The organism is Xanthomonas sp. LMG 12459, assembly GCF_009192905.1.
In the GTDB taxonomy this organism is placed as follows: Bacteria; Pseudomonadota; Gammaproteobacteria; order Xanthomonadales; family Xanthomonadaceae; genus Xanthomonas_A; species Xanthomonas_A sontii.
Window position 1 is genome coordinate 12854 of sequence record NZ_NSGT01000125.1, and the last position, 15128, is coordinate 27981.

The window sequence follows — 15128 nt, forward strand, 5'->3', positions numbered from 1 at the left end:
CTGGTGGCGGCGTTTGCCGAAGGCGATGAGGACGTCCGAGATCTCCATTCGCCGCAGCCGGCGTCATCGCGATCTGCAGCGGTATGCGCTGCGTCGGAATTTTTGCGGCAACGCGGGTTGCCGTGGCGTGAGATGCGCCTGGTCGCCTGGTGTGGGAGTCAACCGTCATGCATCCGCGACGACCGGCGTGGCGGACGATCGGACCGCGAAAGCAGTCGGGACTGACGTCCCTCCTACATTGCCCCAGACACTCACCGCAAGCCCATGTAGCAGCGGCTTCAGCCGCGACAGGCATGACCGATGCCGTCTGTCGCGGCTGAAGCCGCTCCTGCAACAGCGCCTCTGGTCATCACGGGCTGCGCGCGGCCAGCGCCAGCATCCATCCCTGGTTTCGCGGATGCGGTGCATCGCATCTGCGGCTAATGACGCGTGCGACCCAGCCGCACCGATCGCACGCGCCGAGCGTGGCGATCAGTGCGCGCGATCGACCGCGAGCCGCGCCAGCGCCGCCAGTGCATCGGCGGCAGCGCCATAGCCTTCCAGGCTGTCCTGCATCGCCTGCGCCAGCTCGGCCAGCTTGGCCTTGGCGCCATCCATGCCCAGCAGGGCAGGGTAGGTGGACTTGGCCTGCGCGACATCCTTGCCGGCGGTCTTGCCGAGCTGTTCGGAGCTGGCTTCCACGTCGAGGATGTCGTCGCGCACCTGGAAGGCCAGGCCCAGCGCGGTGGCGAAGCTGTCCAGTTGCGCGAGCGCGGCGGCGTCGGCGCCACCGCCGAGCGCGCCCAGGCGCACGCTGGCGCGGATCAGCGCGCCGGTCTTCAGCGCATGCATGCGTTGCAGGTCCGGCAGCGCCTGCACGCGGCCGGTGGCGTCGATGTCCAATGCCTGCCCGCCGCACATGCCGGCCGCGCCAGCGGCCTCGGCCAGGGTCTGCAGCCACTGCACGCGCAGCGGTGCCGCCGCGTCCTCGGCATTGGCCAGCAACGCGAACGCCAGGCTCTGCAGCGCGTCGCCGGCGAGGATCGCGGTGGCTTCGTCGAAGGCGATGTGCACGGTCGGCTGGCCGCGGCGCAGGGCATCGTCGTCCATCGCCGGCAGGTCGTCGTGGACCAGCGAATAGGCGTGGATCAGTTCCACCGCCAGCGCCGGTGCATCCAGGCGCGCGGCGTCGGCGCCGAACAGCGCGCCGCTGGCGTAGACCAGCAGCGGGCGCATGCGCTTGCCGCCGCCGAGGGTGGCGTGGCGCATCGCCGCGTGCAGGCGCTGCGGCGCCAGCGTGGCCGCCGGCAACTGCGCCTGCAGCCCGGTTTCCACCCGCTCGCGCCAGTGCGCGAACGCCGCGTCAGCCACCATGGGGCGGCACGGGATCGAAGGGTTCGGCGCTCTCGGGCTGCTCGGGATCGCTGAGCAGGCGCACGCGCAACTCGGCCTGCTCCAGCGCCTGCTGGCATTGCCGATACAGGCCCACGCCGCGCTCGTAGGCGCTGAGCGACTGCTCCAGGCTCAGGTCGCCGGCTTCCATCTTCTCCACCAGCACTTCCAGCTCCTCGAGCGACTGCTCGAAGCGCGCGACCGGGGAGGCATCGTCTTGGGACTTCTTGGGCATGGCGAAAGTGTGCGCGGCGGCGGCGGCAGGGTCAATGCGAGGCGCGTGCCGGCGCCGGCAGCGCATCCAGCTCAAGGCGTGCAGCGTGCGCCTGCAGCCAATCGTGCAGCGGCGCGGCCAGCAGGTCCGGTCCGGCAGCCAGCAGTTGCGTGGCGTCGAACAGCAGCGGCAGTCGCATGCGCTGCCACGGCGGCAACGCCTGCGTCTGCAGCAGGTGCTTCAGTGCCTGCGACTGCGTCCGCCCCGGCAGAAGCAGGCGTTCGCCGCCGCGGCGCGCGCGCACCATCAGCGGCGTATCGAAGGCCAGCGTGGTGTCGGCGCGCAGGTGCAGGCGGCGGCCATCGGGCAACGCCAGCGGCGCGCGGCCGTCCCACTGCGCCTGCCAGTCCGCAGGCCAGGGCGCGAGGTCGCGCTCGGCGTACAGCATGTCGCGCCAACTGCGCACGCAGGCGCCGTGCCAGGCGAACTGCGCCGAAGCATCGGCGCGCGGCTGCAGCAGGTCGCGTTCGATCGCGGCCAGGCCGGCCGCCGGCAATGGCGGCAGGCCGGCCTGTGCGACCCAGCGTCGCAGCACGCGCGCGCGCCGCGCCGCGGGCAGGGCGCGCAGCGGGGCGAGCGGCAGCGGGGCACCGGGGGCGTCCTGCAGCGCGTCGAGCGCCGTGCGGTCGTCCGCCTCCAGCAGTGCACTGGCGTCGGCACATAGCCGCGCGCTGCGGACGAGGGCGGCATCGGCGTGCGGCCAGCGCTGGCGCAGCAGCGGCAGCACCTGCAGGCGCAGGAAATTGCGGTCGAAGCCGGGATCGGCATTGCTGGGGTCGTCGATCCACTGCAGGCCGTGCTGCTGTGCATAGGCATGCAGCGTACTGCGCGGCTGCGCCAGCAGCGGCCGCCACAGGCGGCTGCCGGCGAAATCGGACAGCGCCTGCATCGCCGCCAGGCCATCCGGGCCGGAGGCGCGCAGCGCACGCAGCAGGAAGGTCTCGGCCTGGTCGTCGCGGTGCTGCGCCAGCGCCAGCCATTCGCCGGGCTGCAGCGCCTGCGCGAAGGCCTGGCGCCGTGCCTGCCGCGCCGCCGCTTCCAGGCCATCGCCGCTGTCGCGCGGCACCTGCACCCGCACCACCTGCAGCGGCACCGCCAGCGCGGCGCACAGCTGCGCGCACTGCGCGGCCCAGGCGTCGGCGTCGGCATGCAGGCCGTGGTGCACATGCAGCGCACGTAGGCCGGCGGCGCGGTATGACGGCTGCTGCGCGAGCAGGTGCAGCAGCACGGTCGAATCCAGACCGCCGCTGAGGCCGAGCAGCAGCGGCGCCGGTGCCGGATCGGGCAGCGCGGTGGCGAGTGCGGACAACGGGGGCGTAGAGGCGTGCGGCGGCATCGCGTCACTGTAGACGCAAGCGCAGGTCAGCGCGAAGCGTGGCATGGCGACGTCTTTGCGCTTGGCAGCGTTGTGGGAGGGACTTCAGCCCCCCGCCTTTCAATTCAACGCGTCGGGACTGAAGTCCCTCCCACAAAAGCAATTGTCGGCACTCGTGGCTGGCCCAAATGCTTGCTCAGCCCGGTGCCCGCTCGATGTCGGTCGCCAGCACGCGACGACTGGCCCGCCGCCAGCGCGCGACGGCGCTTGAAGCCGCGCAACGTGAGGTAGCCCCATGTGGGAGGGACTTCAGTCCCGACGCGGGGATGTCTCACCTCGCGGACGATGCGCTTCCGCGACATCGCGGGAGATTCAAAGAGACGCGTTGCAGAGAACCAGCCTTGGCGACCTTCTCCGCGACAACGCGGCCATGCCGCACACGATCATCGGCTCAGCGCTTGGGCGCCGGCACTTCGCGGTTATGGCGGTCGATGGAGTACCAGCGGCCACCCTGCATCGGCGTATGACCGTCGGTGTCGGGCGTGTCCGCGCTGCAGCCGTCGCAGACCGCGGCGACGCCCTGCTCGAACGGCCAGGCGAAGTCGTGGACCGGCGCGATCACCTCGCGCAGTTGCCGGTCGTAGAAGCCGATGCGGCCATTAAAAATGCCGCGGGTCAGCCCTTCGGTGAAACCATCCGGACCGTTGTCCCAGGTGATCACCGGCAGGCTGCGGCCGTCGGCGCGTACGTAGTAGAAGCGTGCGCCGACGGTCAGCAGCGCCAGCCCGTCGCGATCGAAGGGCAGGCGTCGCAGCGCCTGTGGCGTCAGTACCAGGCGTTCGTCGGCGCCGAGCCGACAGCCCGGCACGACGTCGCGGTCGGTGGTCGGATCGCCGAGCCGGCAGGCGTCGTCGGGCTGCGCATGCGCCTGCACAGCGGCTGCGGTTGTCGCCAGCGCGAGCAGCGCCGCTGCCGCACGCAGGCGGCCACGGCGCCACGGCCGGGGCAGGAGGCGGTTCACTGCGCGGTGGCTGCGCTGGTCATGAACGCCGTCGGCTTGGGCAGTTCCACCGGCACCCCGTCGCCGTTGCAGGTGCCGGCCTGGCACAGCCGCGCGCGCAGGGTCGGGGTGGCCTGCACGATCACGTGGTAGATCACGTTCTCTTCCAGACTGCCGCGGAACGCGTTGCTGCCGGGGCCGCGCGCCCAGATGCCGACGTCGTCGCCGCCATGGGTCTCGGCCTTGGTCGGCACCAGCGCTTCCTGCATGAAGTCCGGGCTTTCGGTGTCGACGTGGGTCAAATCCGGGCGGCCGTTGGCCGGCTCGAAATTGCTCGGCGCATGCGGGAAGGTCTTGACCCCGGCCGGCTGCTGGTTGCTGGCGCCGGTGTAGCCGGGGCCGTTGGCGTAGCTGAGCGTGGCATAGGGCTGGCCGTTGCCGTCCAGCGCCAGGTCGCCGGTGTTGGCGTCCTCGCCGCTGGTGCCGCGCACCTTGCCCAGGATCGGGTTGCCGCGCTGCGGGTAGCCGACGAAGTTCAGCGTATGCGAATGGTCGGCGGTGACGATGATCAGCGTGTCCTCGGCCGACGTCGCGTCCGCCGCGGCCTGCACCGCCTGCGACAGGGCGATGGTCTCGTCCAGCGCGCGGTAGGCGTTGCCGGCGTGGTGCGCGTGGTCGATGCGGCCGCCTTCGACCATCAGCACATAGCCGTTCTTGTCCTGCGACAGGGTACGGATCGCGGCCTTGGTCATCTCGGCCAGGCTCGGGTCGCCATTGGCGCTGCGGTCGCGGTCGTGGTCGAACTGCATGTGGTCCGGCTCGAACAGGCCCAGCAGCGCCGGCGCGTTCTGCGCCGCTTCCAGTTGCCCGCGGGTCCACACGTAGGCGCCCTGCGGATGGCGCTGGCGCCATTCGCCGACCAGATCGCGGCCGTCCAGGCGCAGGCCGACCTTGTCGTCGTACTCGGGGTCGCGCTGCTCGACGGTGGTGAACTGGCCGCGGCCGCCGGCCAGCATCACCTGCGGGCCGCGCCCGAAGCGTGCGCTCACCATCTGCTGGGCGATGTCGCGGCAACCCTCGGCCACCGCCTTCTCCGGTAGGTCGGCATCGCTTTCCCAGTTGCGCTCGGGCACGTGCGCGTAGGTCGCGGCCGGGGTGGCGTGGGTCAGCCGGGTGGTGGTGACGATGCCGGTGCCCATGCCGGCGCTGTCGGCCAGTTCCAGCCAGCTCAGCAACTGCTTGCCGAGGCTGTCGGCGCAGGCGTCGCGCTTGCCGGCGGCCACGCCGATCGCGCCCATGTGGGTCTTCACCCCGGTGGTGATCGAGGTCATGGTGCCGGCCGAATCCGGCGTCTGCGAATCGGTGTTGTAGGTCTTGCTCAGCGCGGTGGCGGGGAACGCCTCCCACGACAACTGGTTCTCCTCGCCCGAGGCGCCCTTGCGCTGACCATCCAGGATGCGCGCGGCGGCGACCGTGGTCAGGCTCATGCCGTCGCCGAGGAACAGGATGACGTTCTTGGCCTTGCCGCGCATCGCACCGTTGTTGACGGCCTTGGCGGCGCCGCTGCGGTACCACCAGGCCGGGGTCTCGCCGGCCGGATGGGCCACGGCGGGGACGACGATCGGCGCGACGTTGGCGCTGGCGGCCGGCGCATGCGGCGTGCTGGCGCAGGCGCCCAGCAGCAGGGTGGAGGCGGCGGCGAGGGCGGAAACGGGTAGGCGCATACGCAGAACGGGTCCTGAACAACGAAGTCCCCTGCATTATGCCGGCTGCGACAAGGCACGCCGATGACATCGCGCCTTTCCAGCCATGGCGTCGTCGCTGCTGCCGGGGTGCGCTATCGTGCGAAACCCCCCGATCTCTCTGGACAGCGTCGATGAAACTGGTGACGGCCTGGTTACGCATTCCGTTCTGGCAGCGCGTGGTCGCCGGCTTCGTGCTGGGCGCCCTGGCGGGCTGGGCGCTGGGCCCGACCGCCGAGACCTGGTTCAAGCCGCTGGGCGATCTGTACGTCACCCTGATCAAGATGATCGCGGTGCCGCTGGTGTTCTTCGCCGTCATCAACGCGATCTCGGCGCTGCACGGACAGCAGTCGGTGGCCAAGCTGGGCGGGCGCACCTTCCTGTGGTTCGTGGTCACCGCGGCGCTGGCGGTCGGCGTCGGCCTGGCCGTGGGCACGGTGCTGCAGCCGGGCGCCGGCCACCTGGGCCTGCGCGTGGACAGCGCCTGGACCCCGCGCGACGTGCCCAGCCCGGTGCAGGTGCTGCTGGACGTGGTGCCGTCCAATCCGTTCTATGCGCTCACCGGTATCGGCACCAAGACCAATGCTGCCGGCGAGACCGTGCTGGCGGCCGGGCGCGGTTCGATCCTGCCGGTGATCTTCTTCGCCGCGCTGCTGGGCTTTGCCATGGTTAAGCTCGGCGAGCGCGTGGCCGAGGCGCGCAAGCTCACCAAGCAGATGAGCGAGATCATGATCCAGGTCACCCGCTTCGTGCTGGAGATGACCCCGCTCGGCACCTTCGGCCTGATCGCCGCGCTGGTCGGCGGCTACGGCTTCGGCAAGCTGCTGCCGTTCGGCAATTTCGTGCTGGCGCTGTACCTGGCCTGCGCGATCCACATCGTGGTGGTGTACAGCGGCCTGCTGCTGGTGCACGGGCTCAATCCGTGGAAGTTCTTCCGCGGCGCCGCGCCGGGCATGCAGGTGGCCTTCGTCAGTTCCTCCAGCTTCGCCGCGATGCCGGTGGCGTTGCGCTCGATCACCCACAACCTCGGCGTCAACAAGGACTACGCCGCGTTCGCGGTGCCGCTGGGCGCCAGCATCAAGATGGATGGCTGCGGCGCGATCTTCCCAGCGCTGTGCGCGGTGTTCATCGCCCAGTACACCGGCGTGCCGCTGACCGCCAACCAGTACTTCGTGGTGCTGATCGCCTCGGTGCTGGGCAGCTTCGGCACCGCCGGCGTGCCCGGCACCGCGGTGGTGATGGCCACGGTGGTGCTGAGCGCGGCCAACCTGCCGCTGGAGGTGATCGGCTACCTGTACGCCATCGACCGCGTGCTGGACATGATGCGCACCATGACCAACGTGACCGGGCAGATGCTGGTGCCGGTGCTGGTGGCCAAGGAGACCGGCCTGCTCGATCGCACCATCTACGAGGCCGCCCCGAGCAATGTCGGCCTGGAAGATCCGCCGGTCGACGGTTCCGGCCAGGTGCGTTGATGCGTCCGTGAGTACGCCTGCCGAGAGCCTGCGCGCGCAGCTGCGACAGTTGCCCGGGCTGACGCTGCACGCGGGTGTGCTGGTGCACGACGCGCTGCCGGACGACCCGTTCGAGCAGCGCTACCTGGACGTGCGCCGCCGCGAAGGCCGGCTCTACAGCGACGCGCAGGTGCGCACGCTGCCGCAGCCGCCCGGCGCGCTCGGCGCCAGCCACGAATGGCGGGTGCGCGCCGAATCGTGCCGGCGCCTGTTGCGCCATCTGCGTGCGCGTGGCGGCGACGGTGCTCTGCTGGAACTCGGCTGCGGCAACGGCTGGCTGTCGTATCGCCTGGCCAGCGGCCTGCAGCGCGAAGTCTGCGGTGTCGACGTCAATCGCACCGAACTGGCGCAGGCGGCGCGGGTCTTCGCCGACGCGCCGCGGTTGAGCTTCGTCGCCGGCGACATCCTGCGTTTGCCGCTGCCGGCGCAGCGGTTCGATGTCGTGGTGGTGCCGGCCTGCCTCCAATACTTCGCCGATCCGCGTGCGCTGATCGCACGCTTGCTGCGGCTGTTGCAGCAAGATGGCGAATTGCACATCCTCGACAGCCCGTTCTACGCCGACGCCGAGCAAGCCAGGGCCAGCGCCGCGCGCAGCCTGCGCTACTTCAGCGATCTTGGCTGCGCCGAACTGGCGCAGCAGTACCACCAGCACACCGACGCAGTGCTGGACGGCATCGTGCTGCGCCGGTTGTTCGACCCCCGAAGGCTGTCGGTGCGCTGCTTGCGCGCACTGCGCTGGCGCCAGCCGCATTTCCCGTGGCTGTGCATCCGCAAGCGCGACAATCTCGCGCTGGCCGCGGCCTAGCCGGCGCCGCCGGCCGCCAGCGCGTCTGTGGCGACACCTTATTGCGGCGCCGTTGCGATTGGCGGCGGCGGCGCATGGCAGACTGCCGCCTTCTTCCCCTGCATGGACTCCCGATGAGCGGCACGCAACGCGAACTGACCTTCCGCTTCCTGGCCGAACCGATCGACGTCAACTACGGCGGCAAGGTCCACGGCGGCGTGGTGATGAAGTGGATCGACCAAGTCGGCTACGCCGCCGCGGTGGGCTGGAGCGGCCACTACAGCGTGACCGTGGCGGTGGGCGGCATCCGCTTCGTCTCGCCGATCCGCATCAGCGACATGGTCACGGTCAGCGCCAAGCTGGTCCACACCGGCACCAGCAGCATGCATTTCGCCATCGAGGTGCGCGCCCGCGATCCGATGGGCGGCGAGCCGCGTCTGTGCACGCATTGCATCATCGTGTTCGTGGCCCTGGATGGCGTCGAAGGCCGCCCCACCGCGGTGCCGGCCTGGCATCCGGACACGCCGGAAGACCATCGCCTGGCCGAGTACGCGCAGAAGGTGATGGAGCTGAGCAAGGGCATCGAGGACACCATCGCCCACTACCACGGCTGAGGGCGCGCGCCCGCGCGCTGGCTCAGGCGCGCCAGTCCGCGGGCGCGATGCGGCAGTCGCCGTCGAACAGGCGGCCGCCGTGCGCGGCCAGTTCCTGCTGCGCCAGTGCCAGCACCGGCGCACAGTCGGCGTTGGCGAACAGCGCGGCGAAGGCCTGGTCGAAGCGCTGGCCCAAGGCCGGATCCATCCGTGCCAGCAGGCGCGGCACCCACTTGCCGCTGCCGTACCAATGGCCGCGTCCGCGCAGCGCCAGTTCCGCCAGGCGCGGATGCAGCAGGGCGCCGATGGCGAGGATCTCGGCGACGCTGCGCTCGCCGCACAGGTCGTCGACCAGATCAGTGATCTCGTAGCGCAGCGCGTCCCGTTGCGCCTGCGTCAGCGGCGGCGGCCCGGCCTGCAGCCGCGCGGCGACCTGGCCTTGCAGGCTGCGTGCGGATTCGGTCGCGGTGCCGACGAGGGTGCCCTCGGCGATCATGTGCAGCAGGCTGGGGCGGCCGCGGGCGGCGTCTTCGTCGACGAACCAGGCCAGCGTGCCCGGGTCGTGCACGAAGGCTTCGACGGGCATGCCGTCGGCGAGGAACGATTCGCGGCGTGCGGCCTGCAGGCGCTCATAGACCACGACCAGGTCGAGATCGGAGAGATGCGTGCCTTCGCCGCGCAGGATCGAGCCGGCGGCGAAGCCGAACGCCGCGTCGGCGTAGCGGGTGGACAGCAGCGATTGCGCGATCGCCAGCGCCTGGGCGGGCGTGGGCAGGACGTGCTTGGCCGGCATCAGCGCAGCGCCTGCAATTGCGGCCAGGACGCGACCCGACGGACGGGCTCATCGGCACGGCAGTACTGCGAGGCAGGCGAGGGGCGTGGTGTCATCGAAGTTCCGGTGACGCGATCGAGGCGGACAGCGTATCGTGCCGGCGGGCAACGCGGACGGCGACGATGACCCTCCAGGCGGACAGCGCGGAACTGCAGCGGCAATACGGCGATACACAGCGGCTGGTGCAGCGTAAGTCGCTGCATGCCAAGTACGGCCGCGGCGATTGGTACCCGTGGTTGCGCGCGCAGGTGCCGCTGGCCGCAGACATGCGCGTGGCCGATATCGGCTGCGGCACCGGCCAGCTGTGGGGCGCGCTCGCCGGGCAGTGGCCGCCATCGCTGGCAGTGCAATTGCTGGATCGCTCGCCGGCCATGGTCGCTGCGGCATTGGCGCAGGCGGCGGCGTTGCGGCCACGGGGTGTGGTCGGCGACGCGATGCGCCTGCCGCTGCGCGATGCCAGCATCGACGCCGCACTGGCCGTGCATATGCTCTACCACTTGCCCGATCCGCATGCGGGCGTGCGCGAGCTGCGGCGCATCGTTCGTCCAGGCGCGGCAGTACTGGCGGTGCTCAATGGTCGCGACAACATGCGTCAACTCGCGCAACTGGTCGCCGGGGTGGCCGGTGGCCCGGACCGCGACCCGTCCACCCTGCGCCTGGACGCGGAGGCGGGCGCGCGCCTGTTCGCCATGCACTTCGCGCAGGTCCGGGTCGCACGCTTCGACGACGTGCTGGTCTGCACCGATCCCGAGGACGTCATGGCCTATCTGCAGAGTCTGCCGTTGCCGCCGCAGGCGCACGCGTCAGCCTTGCGGCAGGCGGTAGAGGCGGCGTTCGCGCATGGCGACGGCGCGTTGCGGATCGACAAGGACGTGCGCGCGATCGTTGCCACCGCCTGAGGGCGGCCGCGTCGGTGCCAGTGGCACGGACTGCCAGCCGGGCGGCCGCGAAACGTCACAACGAAAAAGGCCGCTGTCTCCAGCGGCCTTTTCTGTGCGGTATCTGCGGAGCGGCGGCTTACATCGCCACGCGGCGCGCCTGCACGAACTTCTCGCCCCAGTAGCCGGAGGTCAGCGTGTCCACGCGCACGTCCTTGCCGCGGCTGGGGGCGTGCAGGAAGCGGCCCTCGCCGACGTACAGGCCGACATGGTCGACGCGGCCCTTGCGACCGAAGAACACCAGGTCGCCCGGCGCCAGCGCGTCGCGGTCCTTGATCAGCTGGGCATTGGCCTCGCGGGCCATCTCGCGCGACACGCGCGGCAGTTCGATGCCCAGCGCGGTGCGGAACACGTAGCCGACCAGGCCGCTGCAGTCGAAGCCTTCGGTGTCCTCGCCGCCCCAGCGGTACGGGGTGCCCAGCAGCGCCATGGCGCGCTTGAGCACGGACTGGACCTTGTCGCCGCCCGGCACCACGCCTTCGCGCGGGACCGGCTGGGACACGTCGTAGTTGGCCAGCAGGCGGCTGATGTCGCCGGCGAACATCGCCGAGCGGTCCATCAGCGGAATGGTGTCGTTGGCGGCCAGGTGCGGCAGCAGGGCGGCCAGGGTGGCGGTGGCGGCGGCGTCGGCCTTGCTGCGCGACGGTGCGGGCGCCTGGGCGGCGGCCGGCTTGGCCGAGGTGGTGGTGTTGTTGGGGGTCTGCGCGGTCGCCTGGGCGGTGGTCGCGGTGGCGCTCACCTGGGCGGGAGCGGGGGCGACGGTCGCGATCGCTTCCGGGACGACGGTGTCGGCGGGAGCGGTCTGGGCCAGGGCCGGGAGGGCCGAGAAACAGAGCGAGGCGGTGCAGAAGAGGCGGAAAGCGGTCCGGCGGGGAACGGCGGGCTTGCCTGGAGAGGTCTGGGCTTCGGTCGTCACGCTTGGATCACAAAATAAAACGATGGGGGATCATGCCTTGTAGACAGAAATAGGAAGTTCAAATAAGGTTAAATTTTCGTAATTATGAATGTGGGTGAAATCACAGTTCAGCGCAAAACCCGCTTTGCGCCGGTGTAGTGGTCCCGCCAGTAGGCCCCGTCCAGTGAATCCAGCCGCACCGTGCCGCCCGTGCTGGGAGCGTGCACGAAGCGGCCTTCACCGACATAAATCCCGACGTGCGTCACATTTCCCGCGCTGCCGAAGAACACCAGGTCGCCGGTGCTCAGGCGCTGCGGGTCGATCCGCGGCCCCTGTACCGCGGCCAGTTCGCGCGAGGTGCGCGGCAGCCGCAGGTCGAGCATGTCGCGGTAGACGTAGGCGACCAGGCCGCTGCAGTCGAACCCGGACTCGGGGGTGTTGCCGCCGTAGCGGTAGGGCGTGCCGACCAGGCCCAGCGCCCGCATCAGCACTGCGTTGGCCGCGCCCGGGTCGGCCGGCGCCACCTGCGGCCACTCGCGCACCGCCACCGGTGCCGGCCGGGTGTGGCGGACCTCGTGGCGTCCGCAGGCCGCCAGCGCGGCGGTGCACAGCAGCGGAAGCCACCACGGGAACGCGCGGCGGCCGCGCGGCGAAACTGGCGTGTTGTGCATGGAGCCGGGATAATGCGCGACCTCAGAAGGCCGCCATCATGGCGGCGCTCCCGGCGGCCGACAAGCCGCCCATCCCGTCTGCCCCCGGCAGCCACAGCGCAGAGTGCACATGAAGATCGAAAAAGACCGCGTCGTCCGTTTCCACTACACCGTTTCGGAAGTCGGTCAAGAACCGATCGAAAGCTCCAAGGACCGCGATCCGCTGGTGATCCTGGTCGGCCACGGCAACATCATCCCTGGCCTGGAGAACGCGATGATGGATAAGGCCGCCGGCGACAGCTTCGGTGTCGACGTGGCGGCCAAGGACGCCTATGGCGAGTACCGCGAGGGCCTGAGCCAGCGCGTGCCGAAGAAGCATTTCGGCGCGGTCAAGCTGCAGCCGGGGAGCCAGGTGGTGCTGCAGACCAACTTCGGCCCGCGCGCGGTCACCGTGCAGAAGGTCGGCATGAGCGTGGTCGACGTCGACCTCAACCACCCGATGGCCGGCAAGGACCTGCACTTCGACGTCGAGATCGTCGACGTGCGCGAGGCCAGCGCCGAAGAGATCGAGCACGGCCACGTGCACGGCGACGGCGGCCACCACCACTGAGTGCGTTGGCGGCGGTGCCGGTCGCGCCGGTGCCGCCAGCCCTGGCGCCGCGCGCAGCGGCGCCGTCGTGCCGCCGCGGACGCCGGCGGCCTTCCTGATCGCGGCGAGGGACATCGCCGGCCTTCCGCCCGGTGCCGCCTTGGCCACTTCCGCCCCCGTGTTGCAGCCCGTCGCGCCCGCCGAGCGCATCGCCACGCTGGACGTGCTGCGCGGCTTCGCCCTGCTGGGCATCCTGCTGATGAACATCGAGGGCTTCGTCGGCCCGCTGGACGCGGCGATGACCGGTCTGGATCCGGCGCTGCGCGGCGCCGACCGCATCGCCGACGCCCTGGTCTACATCCTGGTGCAGGGCAAGTTCTACACCTTGTTCTCGCTGCTGTTCGGCATGGGCTTCGCAGTGATGGCGCAGCGCGCCGAGATCGCGCGGCGGCCGTTCGGTGGTTTCTTCCTGCGCCGCAGCGCGGGGCTGCTGCTGATCGGCCTGCTGCACGCCGTGCTGCTGTGGTCCGGCGACATCCTGGTCAGCTATGCGCTGCTGGCGTTCATGCTGCTGGCGTTCCGCGAGGCGCCCACGCGCTGGCTGCCCGGCATGGCGCTGGTGGTGTACCTGTTCGCGCCGGCGCTGTGGCTGCTGGTCGGCGCCGCCGCCTGGGCGGCGCAGGCCGATCCACACGGTGCGGCGCAGTGGCATCGGGACATGGCCGAGCAGGCGCAGCACGGCGCGGCGGCGCTGGCGCAGCAGCGCGAGGTGTTCGGCCATGGCAGCTACGCCCAGGCCACTGCGCAGCGCGCGCGCGACCTGGTCGAATCGCTGAGCGTGCTGCTGTTCAATGCGCCGACCATCTTCGGCATGTTCCTGCTCGGCGCCTGGTGCGTGCGCAGTGGCTTGGCCGCACAGCCGCAGCGCTTCCCGCGGCTGCTCGCCTTGCTGCGCTGGGGTGTGCTGCCGCTGGGCCTGGCGCTGATGCTGCTGAGCTTCCGGCTGGAGCCGTGGATGGACCCGGCGCGGCTGGATCTGCGTCTGACCTGTGCCTACGCCCTGGCCAGCGTCGCCAGCGGGCTGATGGCACTGGGCTATGCGGCCTGGCTGGTGCGCGCCGCAGCGGCGCTGCAGTGGCTGGCGCCGGCCGGGCGCATGGCGCTGAGCAACTATCTGCTGCAGTCGCTGGTGTGCACCACGTTGTTCTACGGCTACGGCTTCGGCTATTTCGAACGATTGCCACGCGCCTGGCAGATCCCGTTCGCGGTCGCGCTGTTCGCGCTGCAGGTGGCGCTGTCGCACTGGTGGCTGCAGCGGTTCCGCTTCGGCCCGGTGGAGTGGCTGTGGCGCTCGGCCAGCTACCTGCGCTGGCAGCCGATGCGCCGCCGCGACGCGGCCTGAGCGCAGGCACTGCCGCGGCGTCCTCACATCTGCCGCGCGGCCGCCCATGGCATGCTCCGCGGCGACCGAGACATGCGACAGGACAGCCGATGGACGATGTGAACCGCGCGCACCGCGCCGCGCCCGATGCGACCCCGCCGCGCGCCGAGCGTGCGCCGTGAACGGGTCGATCCGCGATTACGACCTGCTGGTGCTGGGCGGCGGGTCCGGCGGCCTGGCCACCGCCTTCCGCGCCGCCAGCCATGGCGCACGGGTGGCGATCCTGGAGCCGAGCGCGCTCGGCGGGACCTGCGTCAACGTCGGCTGCGTGCCGAAGAAGGCGATGTGGCTGGCGGCGGATCTGGTCGAACGCATCGACCTGGCGCGCGCGGTCGGCTTCGCCATTCCGGAGGCCACGCTGTCCTGGGCGGAACTGGTGGCGCATCGCCAGGGCTACATCGGCAACATCCACGCCAGCTACCGGCGGCGCCTGGATGCCGACGGCGTGGTGCTGATCCCGCGGCGCGGCCGGCTGGTCGATGCGCACACCGTCGAATGCGACGACGGCGTGCGGGTCAGCGCCAAGCACGTGGTGATCGCCACCGGCGCGCACGCGCTGCGGCCGAACATCGACGGCGCCGAGCTGGGCCTGGTCTCCGACGACTTCTTCAATCTCTGCGAGGCGCCGCCGCGGGTGGCGATCGTCGGCGGCGGCTACATCGCGGTGGAACTGGCCGGACTGCTGCAGGCGCTGGGCAGCCGGGTGGAGCTGTACGTGCAAGGCCAGCGCCTGCTGGAGCGGTTCGACGCGGAACTGGCGCGGCAGCTCGCCGACAACCTGCGCCACCAGGGCGTGCGCCTGCATTTCGGCTATCGCGCCAGCGCCCTGCGCCGCAGCGGCGAGGGCCTGTGCGTGGTCGATGCGCAGGGGCAGCCCGGCGAGCGCGTCGACAAGGTGTTCTTCGCGATCGGGCGCCGGCCCAACACGCGCGACCTCGGCCTGGAAGCGCTGGGCGTACGTCTCGGCGACAAGCACGAGATCGTGGTGGACGCGTACCAGAACACCGACGTGCCGGGGCTGTATGCGATCGGCGACGTGGCCGGCAAGGTCGGCCTGACTCCGGTGGCGATCGCCGCCGGGCGCAAGCTGATGGACCGCGTGTTCGGCGACCGGCCGCAGGCGAGGCTGGACTACGAGAACGTGCCCAGCGTGGTGTTCTCGCATCCGCCGCTGGGCCAGGTGGGATTGG

At 70.9% G+C, this 15128-nt stretch carries 15 protein-coding genes; 7 read left to right on the forward strand and 8 right to left on the reverse strand.

The genetic code is table 11. From position 1 onward, the window contains the following. Positions 1 to 471 precede the first annotated feature (471 nt). From CEK65_RS20600 to CEK65_RS20620, 5 genes are all read right to left on the reverse strand, one after another. A complete protein-coding gene (locus CEK65_RS20600; protein WP_193314850.1) occupies positions 472 to 1350 on the reverse strand; it encodes a polyprenyl synthetase family protein in 879 nt (292 codons plus the stop codon). Continuing rightward, entirely contained in the window at positions 1343 to 1606 is a 264-nt protein-coding gene (locus tag CEK65_RS20605; protein ID WP_152182836.1) for an exodeoxyribonuclease VII small subunit, read from the reverse strand. The genes CEK65_RS20600 and CEK65_RS20605 overlap by 8 nt, the downstream gene beginning before the upstream one ends. 31 nt (positions 1607 to 1637) lie before the next feature. Next, positions 1638 to 2954: a tRNA lysidine(34) synthetase TilS gene (tilS, locus tag CEK65_RS20610; RefSeq protein ID WP_226980664.1), complete on the reverse strand. Its 1317-nt coding sequence runs from the start codon at positions 2952 to 2954 to the stop codon at positions 1638 to 1640. Between the two features lie 457 nt (positions 2955 to 3411). Continuing rightward, complete coding sequence (locus CEK65_RS20615) at positions 3412 to 3981, reverse strand: WG repeat-containing protein (protein ID WP_226980665.1); 570 nt, start codon at positions 3979 to 3981, stop codon at positions 3412 to 3414. Further along, complete coding sequence (locus CEK65_RS20620) at positions 3978 to 5684, reverse strand: alkaline phosphatase (RefSeq protein ID WP_152182837.1); 1707 nt, start codon at positions 5682 to 5684, stop codon at positions 3978 to 3980. The genes CEK65_RS20615 and CEK65_RS20620 overlap by 4 nt, the downstream gene beginning before the upstream one ends. A 152-nt stretch (positions 5685 to 5836) precedes the next feature. On the opposite strand from CEK65_RS20620, the gene CEK65_RS20625 reads away from it, so the two are divergent. The 3 genes from CEK65_RS20625 (at position 5837) to CEK65_RS20635 (ending at position 8614) form a co-directional block, all read left to right on the forward strand. After that, positions 5837 to 7177 (forward strand): dicarboxylate/amino acid:cation symporter, encoded by a 1341-nt coding sequence (locus CEK65_RS20625; RefSeq protein ID WP_152182838.1) that lies wholly within the window; start codon positions 5837 to 5839, stop codon positions 7175 to 7177. Positions 7178 to 7184: 7 nt separating this feature from the next. Beyond that, positions 7185 to 8021 (forward strand): class I SAM-dependent methyltransferase, encoded by an 837-nt coding sequence (locus CEK65_RS20630; RefSeq protein ID WP_152182839.1) that lies wholly within the window; start codon positions 7185 to 7187, stop codon positions 8019 to 8021. A gap of 113 nt (positions 8022 to 8134) precedes the next feature. Then, positions 8135 to 8614: an acyl-CoA thioesterase gene (locus tag CEK65_RS20635; RefSeq protein ID WP_010341292.1), complete on the forward strand. Its 480-nt coding sequence runs from the start codon at positions 8135 to 8137 to the stop codon at positions 8612 to 8614. Between the two features lie 22 nt (positions 8615 to 8636). Here CEK65_RS20635 and CEK65_RS20640 read toward each other — a convergent pair whose 3' ends face one another. After that, on the reverse strand, positions 8637 to 9386 hold the full coding sequence (locus CEK65_RS20640) for a nucleotidyltransferase domain-containing protein (protein WP_152182840.1): 750 nt from the start codon (positions 9384 to 9386) through the stop codon (positions 8637 to 8639). A 161-nt stretch (positions 9387 to 9547) separates the two neighbouring features. On the opposite strand from CEK65_RS20640, the gene CEK65_RS20645 reads away from it, so the two are divergent. Continuing rightward, positions 9548 to 10324 (forward strand): class I SAM-dependent methyltransferase, encoded by a 777-nt coding sequence (locus tag CEK65_RS20645; protein ID WP_152182841.1) that lies wholly within the window; start codon positions 9548 to 9550, stop codon positions 10322 to 10324. 118 nt (positions 10325 to 10442) lie between these two features. On the opposite strand, the gene CEK65_RS20650 is transcribed toward CEK65_RS20645, so the two are convergent. Both CEK65_RS20650 and CEK65_RS20655 read right to left on the reverse strand, forming a co-directional pair. Beyond that, on the reverse strand, positions 10443 to 11279 hold the full coding sequence (locus CEK65_RS20650; protein WP_081613329.1) for a C40 family peptidase: 837 nt from the start codon (positions 11277 to 11279) through the stop codon (positions 10443 to 10445). Between the two features lie 107 nt (positions 11280 to 11386). Further along, on the reverse strand, positions 11387 to 11929 hold the full coding sequence (locus CEK65_RS20655) for a C40 family peptidase (protein ID WP_017909248.1): 543 nt from the start codon (positions 11927 to 11929) through the stop codon (positions 11387 to 11389). Between the two features lie 109 nt (positions 11930 to 12038). Between CEK65_RS20655 and CEK65_RS20660 the strand changes: the two genes are divergently transcribed. The 3 genes from CEK65_RS20660 to CEK65_RS20670 all read left to right on the forward strand — a co-directional run. Continuing rightward, positions 12039 to 12518 (forward strand): peptidylprolyl isomerase, encoded by a 480-nt coding sequence (locus CEK65_RS20660; RefSeq protein ID WP_017909247.1) that lies wholly within the window; start codon positions 12039 to 12041, stop codon positions 12516 to 12518. A gap of 139 nt (positions 12519 to 12657) precedes the next feature. Beyond that, positions 12658 to 13899, forward strand: a complete 1242-nt coding sequence (locus tag CEK65_RS20665) for a DUF418 domain-containing protein (protein ID WP_226980666.1) — start codon at positions 12658 to 12660, stop codon at positions 13897 to 13899. A gap of 157 nt (positions 13900 to 14056) precedes the next feature. Continuing rightward, positions 14057 to 15128 (forward strand): FAD-dependent oxidoreductase (locus CEK65_RS20670; RefSeq protein ID WP_152182842.1); only part of this gene is annotated, 1072 nt, incomplete at its 3' end.